The organism is Lysinibacillus fusiformis, assembly GCF_016925635.1.
Classification (GTDB): Bacteria; Bacillota; Bacilli; order Bacillales_A; family Planococcaceae; genus Lysinibacillus; species Lysinibacillus fusiformis_F.
Map to the genome: position 1 here is coordinate 1,999,553 of NZ_CP070490.1, position 13,805 is coordinate 2,013,357.

The window sequence follows — 13,805 nt, forward strand, 5'->3', positions numbered from 1 at the left end:
AACAAGATGGATCAATGAATTGAAAATTTTGTAGAAAATTGTTAGCACTATAAAGATAGTGTAAATGGTATTATTATACATTTATTAATCATATTGGAAAACTTTTGTTGACTTCTACTTTTAGTGACCTTACTCTGAAGTTATGCATAAATATGTGAATGATATAGCTAAAAATGGAAGAAGTGAGAAAAAGGGAAATGTGGTTAAAAGGTATTGGTGGTAAATTAATTGTTGCAATTATAGCTCTTGTATTTGTAACATGTGGCACACTAGGGTTATCTACTTGGATAAATAGTACAAAAGCTATGAATGAACAAGTGGAATCAAATTTGGTTTCTAGAGCAGAGGATGTTTCACAATACATAGAAGAACACTTCCAATTAACATTAGTAGAAGTTGAAGCAATCGCAGAGCAAGAGGCAGTTCGTAGCATGGACTTTGAGAAGCAGAAACAATATTTATCGAAACGTCTTGCTAATAATGAAAATTACTTAGGTTTTGGCATTATTAACGCTGATGGGGTTGCTCATTACCTTGATGATACAACAGCTGAACTAGGGGATCGTGATTATGTAAAGGAAGGTTTTACTGGTAAGTCTGTTATGTCAGAAATTACGATTAGTCGTGTAACAGGTGAACCAGTTATTTTAATCGTTTCACCAATTGAAACAGCGACTGGTGAAAAAGCTTTATTACTAGCGCGTATCGATGGCTATTACCTATCTAAAATTGTAGAAGGCATTAAGGTTGGAGACAGTGGCTACACATTTATGTTAGACGCTAACGGAACAATTATTGGACATAATAATCACTCGTATGTGAAGGAACAATACAATCCAATCAAGGAAGCAGACGAAACAGGTATCATGACAGGCAGGGCATTGGCTGCTAAAGAAATGCTTGCTAATGATAACGGTTATTTTTCTTTTGAAACAAAAGATGCTGGAACTAACTTAATGGGCTATCACACCCTTGATAATGGTTGGAAAATGGGTGTTATCGCATTAGAGAATGAGATGTTTTCAGGGCTTTCTAAGCTTAAGACGAACTTCATTGTCACAACAATCATTGTTTCGATACTAGGGCTATGCATCTCGTTTGCCATTTCACGCTCTGTTAGTAGACCACTTCGACATGTACTTCGCATTAGTGAGGGCTTATCAGAAGGAGACTTTACACAGGAGATTCCAGAAAAATATTTGAAACGTATTGATGAAATGGGAACGATGGCACGTGCATTAGATCGCATGACTGATAATATGCGGGAAATGATAGCTAAAGTGAGTCAAGAAGCAACTGCAGTGAATGAAGCTTCGTGTGATTTAATGGGAGATGTAGTCGGAGTAACAAAGCATTCGAAGCAAATTGCTGGTGCAATAAGTGAAGTAGACCGAGGGGCACAAAGCCAAACTGTGATGGCAGAGGAAAGTGCCTCAGCAATGGAGCAAATGGCAATGGGGATACAAAATGTAGCTGAAGTTGCCTCAACCATTGCTTGTAATACAGATTTTATTTCCCAGAAAATTAGTGAAAGCAATTATGCAGTCCAGCAATCCATTCGACGTATGAATGAGATTCAGCAAGGCACAACAGATGAACTAACCATTATTCACAAACTAGAAAAAGAGTCAGAAGAAATTAGCTTAATTTCAAAAATGATTACCGATATTTCCGATCAAACGAATTTATTGGCATTGAATGCTTCTATTGAAGCAGCACGGGCAGGGGATGCTGGTAAAGGCTTTGCCGTTGTGGCGGAAGAAGTTCGCAAGCTATCAGAGCAAACAGCAGAATCAGCTACCAAAATTAATGTGCTAATTGAAAGAGTTCAATCTTACACATTAGAAGTAGTAAAAGCTGCGGAATCAGGTGAAGATAATGTGGAGCGTGGTTTAGCTTCCATTGAGGCAGTAGGAGAGCGCTTCGAGGAAATGGTTCAAGCAGTGGGAGAAATAGCAGGTCAAATTGAAGAAATGAATGCTTCGGCTGAACAAATGTCTGCCAATACGGAGGAAGTTTCAGCTTCTATGGAAGAAATGGCGGCCACTGCACATGCGGCAAGTGATTATGTGCATGAGGTAACAGATGCAACAGCCGAACAATTGAAGACTGTAGCAACAATGAACAATCAAACTGAAAAACTATCAGAAATGGCAAAACGTTTATATGAAGCCATTCAAAAATTTAAATATTAAATTAGAGGAGAAGCTGTCTTATAATGACAGCTTCTCTTTTAGTGTTGAAAAACAAAACAATCAATAGAATTTTTGTGAAAAGTGAAAATGAATTTCCGTTGCAGGCTACTTGCTTTCCTGTGGGCGAGCGCCGAATCGCTTCCTCCGCTACCGCTCCGTGCAGTGTTTCGCCTGTCTCGCTATCCCACGGGAGTCAAGTAGCCTTTTAGCAAAGGTTTTCAAATAAAGTGAAGGTGTTCTCTACTCTTTATGAAAAGGTGTTGTCACGCATCACTTCTCCACATTGAAAATAAGAGTTTATCCCCTCTAAGAATACAAATAATGGGCGATTTAATCGCTATGCTGCTATGAAAAAAGTAAAGACACTTTGCAGCATGGTTGATTGGAGTGGAGCCAGTGTCACTCCTAGGGGATTTAGCGTCACAGAGGAGACCCTGGAGCGAACGCAAGTGAGTGAAGCGGCTCATCGGACGCCCCCTGGAAAGGACGCTGGCGGAACGGAAATCAACCCCTCACCTTGCTAAAAGGTCTTTTTCTGCTAGTGACATGATCTTTTTTCAACAACATGGGAGGAGCTGTCTATTAATGACAGCTCCTCTTTTATGATGCAATTAAGCGTCTTGCATAGCTGCTAGTAACGCTTCTTTAGAAATGGTGCAATCGCCACCGCCTTGTACCATTTGATCGCTTCCGCCACCTTTACCATTAATAAGAGGCAGTGCCTTTTGGGCAATATCCTTCATGCTTTTTGAAACATTCGTACCTCTTGCTGCAACGAATTGTAGCTTGTCTACATTTTCAGACACAAGAAGAGTTATTACATCTTTCTGTTCCGTGACAATAATGCGGGCTATTTTTTGTAGCTCCTGCATTGTTCGTTGATTAAAAGCCGCAGTTACTATGCCTTCGCTATTAACAAGAGCCTTTGCTTCATAAGTGAGTAACTCCTCTTTTGCAGCAGCAAGTGCTTTTTCTGTGGTTTTTTGAGCAGAGAGAACTTTTGAGAGTGCTGTAGCAGCTTCAATCTCAGGGACACTTAATTGTCGAGCAACGTCCCCTAATACTTTTTTTCGCATGCCAAGCTCAGTTAAAACACGTTGACCACAAACAAAAGAAACGCGCACATTACCCTTCATTTTTTCGATACCTAATATTTTTATGGCACTAACTTGTCCAGTAGATGTGGGGTGAGTGCCACCACAACCGTTGTAATCAAAATGAGGGATAATCACAAGTCGAATGTCCCCCGTCACTGCAACTTCTTTACGAAGATTATAGTTGCCAAGCTCATGTTCTGTAACCCAGGTTGTTTGAATGGGACGGTTTTCTAAAATGATGTCATTGGCTCTTGCTTCTGCCGCTGCAAGGTGTTGTTCAGACAGCGTATCAACTGCAATATCAATTGTGACTTGCTCACTGCCTAGATGAAAGCTTACAGTCTGCGCATTAAAAAGCTCTACAAAAGCAGCTGTTAAAATATGCTGCCCAGCATGTTGCTGCATATGATCAAATCGTCTTGGCCAATTTATCTTGCCATGTATGATACCATCTAAAGTCGATGGATCACCTTGAATATAGTGACGAATTTCATCATCCACCTTTTCAACATCTATGACTTCCATCGCATTCAATGTACCGGTATCGTGAGGCTGACCTCCACCAGTTGGATAGAAGGCGGTATTCGATAGTACAACATAATGACGGCCAGATTTATCAGTCCCTTTACTAATAATAGTTGCATCAAACTCTTGCAACATAACGTCTTGGTAATATAATAGCTCTTTCATGAAAAAGCCTCCTTTATGTAGGGAAATTAAACTCTAATTTAATTCCATTTAATTGTGGCATAATTACTTACAGGTGTATACGGCTTTTCTAGTTGACCCATGCTGAAATTGATTTAATATAGAAAAGAACAGCTAAAGAAAAAAGGAGCTAACATAATGGAAATTACACAATTCTCAATGGAAGAAATTTTAGACCCAACAAATATTATAGAAGGTAAGCGTTATGAATTTATTTTGGATGTAGAAATTGATGAAGAGGATGAGCTATACCACGAAGCCGGCATTGAAATTCGTGTTCTTATTGGCGAAAAGGGAGAAGAGCCATTTATTTTAAATTACTTCATCATAGAAAAGGCTGAAGGTGAATATTTAGACTTTGCACTAGAGGATGTTGAACTAGAAGAAATTTTGGCATTCTGTAAAGAAGAAATAGCGAAAGCATAATAAGTAACAGGTAGAGAGTATATATATTCTTTACCTGTTTTTTTATTGAATTAAGGATTATGTAAGCTTGATGAAATATACATGTAGTATTGAAGAACTAAACTTAGTTTTAGTGTTTAGAAAATAGGGCAATTTAAAGAGAGAGGTGTTTCTATGTCAACGTACACGCAATCCATTTTTATAGCGTTTTTCATAACCATTATTTTATCCTTTGTACTGTTTATACCATGGTTGATTTATACGTATCGCAAGTATGGATACTTATCGATGTCCAAAACCATTATCATGTTCTCATTTATTTTTTACTTTTTATCTGCGCTTTGTTTAGTATTATTACCATTTCCATCTACAAGAGATACTTGCTCACTTCAATCCCCGGACACCGTTCATACTAATTTGAGACTTTTTCAATTTGTTGATGATGTTTTAAAGGACAGTGGGGTTGTTGTCACAAATCCATCTACATGGCTTGCTATCACAAAACAGCAGGCATTTTTTCAAGCCTTCTTTAATTTCTTACTACTGATGCCATTCGGCGTTTACTTGCGCTATTTTCTTAAAGAAAGAAGGTACTGGAAACGTGCATTTTTAATTAGCTTTTTGCTAACATTGTTTTATGAGGTCACACAAAGAACAGGCATTTATGGCATCTTTAATTGTGCATACCGAATCTTTGATGTAGATGACTTATTACTAAACAGTGTAGGTGCACTATTAGGCTTCTTCTTAGCACCAATTGTTTGGGCATTATTCCCTTCGCATGAAGAGGTTGAGGCTAAAGCTGCTGAAATGGAAAAAAATGATATTGTTAAGCCGATTTCTATTTTGCTGGCATTGGTCATTGACTTAATTATCGCCCAACTGATTTGGATGATGATTGGTGTTCTGACAGGGTATAGCGGTACTTTTGAATTCTTAGTGGAAATGGCTCTGTACATGATACTCTTCGGTTTGATGCCAAGTATGATGAAAGGTGCAACGCTCGGTATGAAAGTGATGCGTTTTACAATGGTCAACAAGAATGGCAAAAGTATTGTAAGGCAATCGTGGCGTCGCTGTATTGCTATTATTGCTACCTTGTGTTTATCAGAGGCCATTACAACGCTAGGTGACATTCAATTAGATATGGATTCACCATTTTATGTTCTGCAAATTGTCATTTCTCTACTTGCCGCTATAGCAGGTTTTGCACTTACAATGATAATAGCTATTCATGTGATATGGGTCATCGTAAGTGGTGGAAATCGACGTTTGTATATCGATCAATATGCAGATTTAATGGCAACAAGGAAAAAATAAGGGGGCTTGTAGAATGAAATACGTCATCATTGGGGGAGATGCTGCAGGTATGTCTGCAGCAATGGAAATCTATCGGAATGTTCCAGGAGCAGAAATAACTTCTTTAGAACGTGGTTTTATTTATTCATATGGGCAATGTGGATTGCCATATGTTGTAGATGGTCGTATTTCATCAACCAAACGTTTAATTGCAAGAGATGTCGAGACTTTTCGAGATAAATATGCCATTGATGCAAGAGTTGGCTATGAGGTAGAGCATGTAGATATAGAGAAGAAGATTATTACAGGTACACAAGCAAGTGGCGAAAACTTTGAGATTACCTACGATAAACTTCTTATCGCAACGGGGGCTAGTCCAGTCATGCCTGTGAAAAAAGGGATTGAGCTAGAAGGTATCCATACCGTGAAAACAATTCCTCAACTGGAAGATTTACTGGCTGATTTAACGTCAGATATTGAACAGGTAACCATCATAGGTGGTGGCTATATTGGATTAGAAATGGCTGAAACGCTACATGCCTGCGGGAAAAAGGTAAGACTGGTTCAACGAGGGAGCCATGTAGCAAGAATTTTAGATGAAGAGCTTGCTCAGCATGTTCATGAGGAAGCAAAAAAGAACGATGTAGAGCTGTTATTAAATACGAGTGTTGAAGCATTTGAAGGAAATAAACGGGTTGAACGCGTTGTTACAGACAACGGTATTTTGGAGACAGATTTAGTGATTGTCGCTTCAGGCATTCAACCAAATACGCAGTTTTTAAAGGATACTGGGATTGCACTTGCAAAAAATGGAGCAATCATTGTAAATCGCCATTTAGAGACTTCTATTGAAAATATTTATGCAGCAGGAGATTGTGCAACCCATTTTAATATTGTAAAGGAACGTTTAGATTATATACCTTTAGGAACAACAGCCAATAAGCAAGGTCGTTTAGCTGGTCTCAATATGTCAGGCAAATTTGCGCCGTTTAGAGGAATTGTGGGCACTTCTATTTTAAAATTTTTCAATCTAACCATAGCTACAACAGGCATTAATGAGCGCAATGCTAAAGAGCTGGGCTTTGACTATGAGGCATTTAAATTATCTGCACGCCATATAGCTGGCTATTATCCAGGTGCACAACGTATGTTTATTAAAGTGGTCGTTCGCAAACGTGATCAATTGTTACTGGGTGCGCAAATCGTGGGACCTGCGGGAGTCGATAAGCGTATCGATGTGTTTGCTACGGCATTATATAGTAAAATGACACTACCTGATTTGCTAGATTTAGATTTAGCCTATGCACCACCATTTAACGGTGTTTGGGATCCTTTGCAGCAGGTGGCAAGAATGAATGGACGTTTATAATAGGAGGTAGAGAGAGATGAGCATTTATGATATTAACGTAACTTTAGAAGATGGTACTATCTATAGCCTCGAACGTTATAAAGGAAAGCCCTTGTTAATTGTTAATACAGCTTCCAAATGTGGCTTTACACCACAATTTGAAGAATTAGAAGGTCTCTATGAAAAATATCAGGAGCAAGGTCTGGTTGTACTTGGTTTTCCGTCAAATCAATTTAAACAAGAGCTAGCGACAGCTGAAGAAGCGGCCTCCCAATGTCGACTGACATATGGTGTGACGTTCCCAATGCATGAGATAGTTAAGGTAAATGGTAAAGAAGCACATCCTATTTTCGATTATCTTACTTCTCACTCCAAAGGATTTTTAGGTAATAGTGTTAAATGGAACTTTACAAAATTCCTTGTAAATCGTAATGGAGAGGTTGTTGGACGGTATGCATCAGCAGATAAGCCAAGTAGCTTTGAGGAAGATATTCAAAAAGTATTAGCACAATAGATTAGAAAAGGTTCATGCACAGTTTGTGTATGAATCTTTTTTTGTCTACAAATTTCAAAAAGCAGATGATTTAAGGTTGCTGTAAGCTTGCGACAAATTTGTTGTAAGTTTGAGGTCGTATACTAAAGTCAGAAAGAAGAGGTGAGCGTATATGACGCCATTATTAAAGGTACAAAACGTTGGAAAAACTTACGGCAAAGGCGCAAATACTTTTACAGCGCTATCGAATATATCATTTGAAGTTGAAAAAGGAGAGTTTGTTGGTGTAATGGGTCCTTCTGGGGCTGGGAAATCTACGCTTCTAAATGTATTAGCAACGATTGATACACCAACGACTGGTGAAATAATTATTGAGGATACTCATTTAGCACGTATGAAGGATGCTGAATTAGCGGATTTTCGTCGTGATAATTTAGGGTTTATTTTCCAAGACTATAACTTGCTTGATTCTTTAACAGTGCGAGAAAATATTGTTTTACCACTAGCGATTGCAAAAATGCCGACAAGGGCTATTAATGCAAGGGTTGATCGTATTGCTGCACTGTTTGGTATAAGTGATTTGCTAGATAAATATCCTTATCAAATATCAGGTGGGCAAAAGCAACGTACTGCCTCCTCACGAGCATTAGTGACAGAGCCGAAACTAATCTTTGCCGATGAGCCTACAGGTGCGCTTGATTCAAAATCCGCAACAGATTTACTAGAAAGCTTAAGTGATTTGAACCAATCTCAAGCCGCAACGATTATGATGGTAACCCATGATGCCTTTGCAGCTAGCTTCTGCCAGCGCATATTATTTATTCAGGATGGACAGCTTTCTAAGGAAATTCAACGTGGGACTCTAACAAGGAAGCAATTTTTCCAAGAGATCTTACAGGTGCTGTCTAGCATCGGGGGTGGAGTAAATGACGTTATTTAGCTTAGCGCGGAAAAATATTCAACGCAATATGTCGAATTACTTTTTATATATTGCCTCGATGGTATTTAGTATCGTTATTTACTTTACGTTTGTGACGCTCAAATACAATGATGATCTTTCAGCCTTAAAGCAATCGTCACAACAAATTAAAGGATTGATGAGTGCCTCGTCCGTAGTACTTCTGTTCTTCATTGTTATCTTTATGGCCTATTCCAATTCGTTTTTTATGAAGAAGCGGAAAAAAGAAGTGGCCCTTTACTCTTTACTAGGTGTGCGTAAGCAAAAAATCGGCTTAATGCTCTTTTTTGAGAATTTAGTGATAGGGCTTGTTTCTCTAGTACTTGGTATTGTTCTAGGATTCTTTATGTCTCAAGGGCTGTTAATGATTTTAGTACGCTTAATGGGCTATGAAGTGGTTGGTAGCCTGACATTTTCAATGGAGGCACTAATTAATACAACGGGCATTTTTACTCTACTGTTTTTATTTACGTCCTTACAGGGATATCGTGTGATTTATCAATTTAAGCTAATTGATTTATTCCATGCAGACAAACAGGGGGAGCAAATTCCACGTGCATCATTAGTAGCCGCTTTACTTGGTACTGTACTTATTGCATTTGGTTATTATACAGCTGCCTCTGATATGTTTACGAGTGAAATATGGCGATTCTTTACGGTGTTAGGGACGCCATTAATGGTTATAGGCGTAACGATTGCAGGGACATACCTTCTATTCCATAGTGTGAGCGTCTTTGTGTTAACGGCATTAAAAAGAGCAACATCATGGTCTTGGAAGGGCTTAAACTTAATTGGTGTTTCTCAATTATTGTATCGTATCAGAGCCAATGCAAAATCGTTGTCGATCATTGCAATTTTAAGTGCCACAACGATTACTGCTGGCGGTGGTGTCTTTGGCATGTATTACAATGCAGAAGCAAGTGTGCGTCAGATGCTGCCAAATACATTTATGTGGAAAGGCGAGACAGTAGAATTTTCTCAAGAAGATGTCTTATATAATGAAGCACTGGCTGTGAAAAATCTACGTGTTGATAATGAATTGTCGTTTTTCGAATATACATTACTGAAGGAATCGGATTATAATCGATTAGCGAAATTACAAGGCAAGGATAGAGAGCTACACATTGCAGATGGCTCTACGGTTTTACTTGATGCAGCCTTCGATGAACGATTTTCACATGATTTTACAGGTGAAGATTTTAAACTACAAAACGGAGATTCCTTCCATGTAGATAAAATGTACATGGATAGCGTCCTAAACTTTATAGCAGCGGGAACAGTACTCGTTGTGAATGATCAGGAATTTAAGGCTACAGATGCCGATGAGATGATCATGCAGGTCGTTGGATTGGACAATGATTTGAAACAGCAGGATGTGTCAAAAGACATTTACAAGCAATTGTCTTTTGAACAGCAAGAATCCTTCTCGAGTGTACCGCAAAGCTATGAGGATAGTTTAGCAACAGTTGGTGCCCTATTGTTTGTAGGAAGCTTTCTGGGATTGGTTTTCCTAGCGGCAACGGGTAGTATCATCTATTTCAAAATTTTAACGGAAGCTGAAGAAGATCAGGCGAAATATGCTATTTTAAATAAAATTGGTGTAAATAGTAAGCAAATATTAAAGACAGTAGCAGGACAGGTGGCTGTCATTTTTAGTGCTCCACTTATTGTAGGTATTGTGCATAGTGCGTTTGCATTACTAGCATTTTCACAGCTATTTGGCATGAATATTACAAAGCCAGTCATTCTGTGGATGATTGCATATTCAGCTATTTACTTTATTTATTATGTCTTTACCGTGCGTTCGTTCTATAAAATAGTGAGACAGGGGAATTAATATGAAAAAAGTATTTTTCGGAATAGGTGCGTTGTTCATCTTATTCGTAGCAGGATTGGTTGTATTGATGACTGTAGACTTTAACCGATTAAATAAAGACACATACTATGTCCATATTACAGCTGATGGTGAGGTAGAGGAGTATAAGACAGATAGTGGTGAAATCTTTAAAATGTATTGGTATGAGCTACCTACTTACGATAAAAATGGGGAAGAGAAAACATTAAAGTTTTCAGCTCACAAAAATTTACGCCAGGATGCTTATTTAAAGCTTTACGTGAAAAAGGAAACGGAAGTCACTTCATTTGATGAAGTAAAATTCCATGAATTACCTAAAAAAGTACAGAATCAAATGAAATAGCACAAAGGGGGAGTCTCATAAATTTGAGACTCCTCCTTTTCTACACAAAAGCAAAGTATAACGAAGCACCAGTGGCAAAAGTGTATTAAAATTTCCTGTTTTTAAGAGAATCCTAAATTTCTTGGTTTGGACTTGGAAATTCCTTTTGTAAATAAATAATAACGCTTGTACCTTTTCCTTTTTCTGAGGTGATGGTCACTGTTCCTCCATGGGCCTCGATGATATCTCTAGCAATTGCTGTACCTAAACCAGTACCAGCTGTTTTGTCCGTATTTGTACCTCGGTAATAGCGCTCAAAAATATGTTCAAGATCCTCTGGGGCTATCCCTTTGCCATTATCACAAATTGTAATAGTATTCTCATCAACAGACACATGAACAGATACATCTGGAACATTATGAAGGAGCGCATTGTGTAAAAAGTTCATGATAGCTCTGCGCATAAAATGTTCATCGATTTGATGCAGACTATTCTCAGTGACTGCCTCGAACGCAAGATTAGCCTGTTCATATTGTGGTGTATTTAATGTTTCAATCACTATCTCACGAATGAAAGGCACCATGTTAACTTCTTTTCGTGTAAGTGGAAGCTGTTGATGTCTTAAACGCATCGTTAAATTTAAGTCATCCAGTAGATTTTGCATATGCAATGATTGTTTTTCTATAATTTGTGCGTACGCCATTTGCTCAATATTTGTTATTTGTGCATCATTTAATAGTTCTGCATAACCCCGAATAGAGGCTAGTGGCGTTTTCATATCGTGGGAGACATTACTGATCCATTCTTCACGCATAATCTCTAGTCTCTTTCTCTCCTGTTCATGGGCTGCCAATTCTCGTGATACTTCATTTAAGTTTTCAAAAACTGGCTTGTAGACACCACCAGGAGCTTTAACAGACTTATGATCATGATTCTTTAAATGATGAATGCGCTCTATCATCGCATATAGAGGTTTCGTTAATGTACGACCAAAAAGCCATCCTACCAATGTAGCTACTAATAAGTCAGCAATCACGATGAACAATCCAAATTTCCCTATAAACTGTAAGAGTGATGTACCAGAAACATGCGTAACAAATCTTGTAACACCACTACCTTTAATACCAATTAAATAACTAAAAGCATCCTTACTGCCAATATACACCGTAGTATCAGAATCAAATTCTTTATATTTATATACTTGAATTAAGTCGATAGGTGCATAGTGCGATGGTGCTTTATCTGGCGCAAAATGAGCATCAATAACTTGACCATTTTCATCAAGCAATTGTATCCAAGCATTTCTTTGATGCAATTGTTCAAGTCCGTCTGCATTGATGGAGGTTGCTCCATTTTTTATTTCAATATATTTTTGAAATTCCCGCACAAAGTTTTCCTCTTTAGTGGCAGAAGCGCCTTCAGAATCAGTTGCAAACCGATAAGTAAGAAGTCCCATGAAGATAGCTGTATTGACGAAAATAACAATGATGACTATAGAAAGCACGGAAAGGAGAAAGCGAGCCGTTAATTTCCACTTCATTCTTGTGCCTCTTTTGGAATGATAAATTTATAGCCAAGTCCTTTTACGGTTGTGATATATAGCGGGTTAGAGGGATCCTGCTCAATTTTTTCACGTAAACGGCGAATATGCACCATAACCGTGTTATCAGAACCAAAAAAATCCTCTCCCCATACACGTTCAAACAATGTTTCTTTACTTAAGATTCGATTGGGATTGTGCATAAAGCACGCCATTAAACCAATTTCCTTAGCTGTTAACTCCAATAAAACGCCATCTTTATGGACCTCTGTTTCATCTGCATTCAACTGAAATGGTCCAATCTGTAGCGCTTTTTCGACAATGTTCGTTACGGTATCTTGTGTTTGATAGCCAGCTCTACGTAATTGAGCCTTCACACGATAAGCAACTTCTTTAGGGCTAAAAGGTTTTGTAATATAATCATCTCCGCCAATGGCAAGCCCTAAAATTTTATCAATTTCTTCATTTTTAGCAGACATAAAGAGCACAGGGACATGTGATACTTCACGGATACGTCTACATAAATCGTAGCCCTCACCATCTGGAAGCATGACATCTAGAAGTACAATATCGGGTGTTGTTTGTTGAAAGCTTGTCCAAGCATCGTGGATGGTGCCAGCTGTATGAATTTGTTTATAGCCCTCTTTTTGTAAGCTTACTTTTAGCAGATTGGCTAAATCAGCCTCATCATCCACTACTAAAATAGTTGGTTCTTGCACTTGTTCACACGACCTTTCGATTTGGAAAAATTTTTTACTGACAATCATTATAAATGAAATGTATAGGAAAGAGGAAATGTTGAGTAGTATAGCTTAACCAGCAAATGCTTTTATTCTAAAAGAGAAGCAGTCATTTTGTATATAAAACGCTACATTGTGAAACCTTTACAGATTGTAAAGCGTAAAAAGAGTATGACAAATTAGGAGGAATGACGATGTTTAAAAAAATAGCAGCAGATGCACTTGGACTTTCAGATATCGGGGTGGTTGTGCCGCGAGAGGATTATGATAAAACAGATGCAGATGATTTTATCCTACATGAAATTGACGAAAAAATTTATTTTTTAATTAAAACGAAAGCAGATGAATATTGCTTTACGAATCGTGCCATTATTCATGTGGATGGCGAAAGCGCTATGAGCAAGAAACGATTACTGCGACGCTATGACTATTCTATGTATACTGTGACAGAAGTTTTTCTCGAAACAGCAGGAACAATCGACCTTGATGTCGAAATTAAGTTTACAATCGGAAATTCCCCACTATCCATCGACATTCATAAACGCTTTATTGATGACATTAAAGATTTATATAAAGCACTACATGCTATTAGCTATGAGCAAAAGAACAATGCCTATAAGTTAGAAGTAGCAGAAAAAAGTCTAAACATTGCTTCTTCATCACTTGGACGAATTGGCAATGACAACATTTCTCCATCAGCGTCATTCGAGGAAATTACGCGCTTTGCGAATACTTGGATGATCGATCATAAAGATAAGTATAAAAAAGAAGACTTCTCACATATTTTTGATTTATATATGAACAATTGATAAAAATAGCTCTCTGCAAGTGTGGAGAGCATTTTT

At 38.0% G+C, this 13,805-nt stretch carries 12 protein-coding genes; 9 read left to right on the plus strand and 3 right to left on the minus strand.

What is annotated here, in order from left to right:
• Positions 1-197: 197 nt before the first annotated feature.
• Positions 198-2,195, plus strand: a complete 1,998-nt coding sequence (locus JTI58_RS09915) for a methyl-accepting chemotaxis protein (protein ID WP_205446445.1) — start codon at positions 198-200, stop codon at positions 2,193-2,195.
• A gap of 611 nt (positions 2,196-2,806) precedes the next feature.
• Here the strand turns inward: JTI58_RS09915 and JTI58_RS09920 are convergent.
• Complete coding sequence (locus tag JTI58_RS09920; protein ID WP_205446446.1) at positions 2,807-3,982, minus strand: alanyl-tRNA editing protein; 1,176 nt, start codon at positions 3,980-3,982, stop codon at positions 2,807-2,809.
• 156 nt (positions 3,983-4,138) lie between these two features.
• Here JTI58_RS09920 and JTI58_RS09925 point away from each other — a divergent pair, with 156 nt between their 5' ends.
• The 7 genes from JTI58_RS09925 (at position 4,139) to JTI58_RS09955 (ending at position 10,701) form a co-directional block, all read left to right on the plus strand.
• On the plus strand, positions 4,139-4,426 hold the full coding sequence (locus tag JTI58_RS09925) for a DUF6509 family protein (RefSeq protein ID WP_205446447.1): 288 nt from the start codon (positions 4,139-4,141) through the stop codon (positions 4,424-4,426).
• Between the two features lie 153 nt (positions 4,427-4,579).
• A complete protein-coding gene (locus JTI58_RS09930) occupies positions 4,580-5,725 on the plus strand; it encodes a VanZ family protein (protein WP_205446448.1) in 1,146 nt (381 codons plus the stop codon).
• 13 nt (positions 5,726-5,738) lie between these two features.
• A complete protein-coding gene (locus JTI58_RS09935) occupies positions 5,739-7,073 on the plus strand; it encodes an FAD-dependent oxidoreductase (protein WP_205446449.1) in 1,335 nt (444 codons plus the stop codon).
• 16 nt (positions 7,074-7,089) lie between these two features.
• Positions 7,090-7,566: a glutathione peroxidase gene (locus tag JTI58_RS09940; protein WP_205446450.1), complete on the plus strand. Its 477-nt coding sequence runs from the start codon at positions 7,090-7,092 to the stop codon at positions 7,564-7,566.
• A 151-nt stretch (positions 7,567-7,717) separates the two neighbouring features.
• Complete coding sequence (locus JTI58_RS09945) at positions 7,718-8,485, plus strand: ABC transporter ATP-binding protein (RefSeq protein WP_205446451.1); 768 nt, start codon at positions 7,718-7,720, stop codon at positions 8,483-8,485.
• Complete coding sequence (locus JTI58_RS09950) at positions 8,472-10,340, plus strand: ABC transporter permease (RefSeq protein WP_205446452.1); 1,869 nt, start codon at positions 8,472-8,474, stop codon at positions 10,338-10,340. Before JTI58_RS09945 ends, JTI58_RS09950 begins: the two co-directional genes overlap by 14 nt.
• Before the next feature lies 1 nt (position 10,341).
• Positions 10,342-10,701 carry a YxeA family protein gene (locus tag JTI58_RS09955; protein WP_205446453.1) on the plus strand — a complete coding sequence of 120 codons (360 nt, stop codon included), beginning with the start codon at positions 10,342-10,344 and terminating at the stop codon, positions 10,699-10,701.
• A 112-nt stretch (positions 10,702-10,813) separates the two neighbouring features.
• On the opposite strand, the gene JTI58_RS09960 is transcribed toward JTI58_RS09955, so the two are convergent.
• Together JTI58_RS09960 and JTI58_RS09965 are read right to left on the minus strand one after the other, a co-directional pair.
• Positions 10,814-12,220: a sensor histidine kinase gene (locus JTI58_RS09960; protein ID WP_205446454.1), complete on the minus strand. Its 1,407-nt coding sequence runs from the start codon at positions 12,218-12,220 to the stop codon at positions 10,814-10,816.
• Positions 12,217-12,939, minus strand: coding sequence for a response regulator transcription factor (locus JTI58_RS09965; protein WP_205446455.1), 723 nt, complete (start codon positions 12,937-12,939; stop codon positions 12,217-12,219). Before JTI58_RS09965 ends, JTI58_RS09960 begins: the two co-directional genes overlap by 4 nt.
• A gap of 215 nt (positions 12,940-13,154) precedes the next feature.
• On the opposite strand from JTI58_RS09965, the gene JTI58_RS09970 reads away from it, so the two are divergent.
• Positions 13,155-13,769: a PH domain-containing protein gene (locus JTI58_RS09970; RefSeq protein ID WP_205446456.1), complete on the plus strand. Its 615-nt coding sequence runs from the start codon at positions 13,155-13,157 to the stop codon at positions 13,767-13,769.
• The last annotated feature ends 36 nt before the right edge of the window (positions 13,770-13,805 follow it).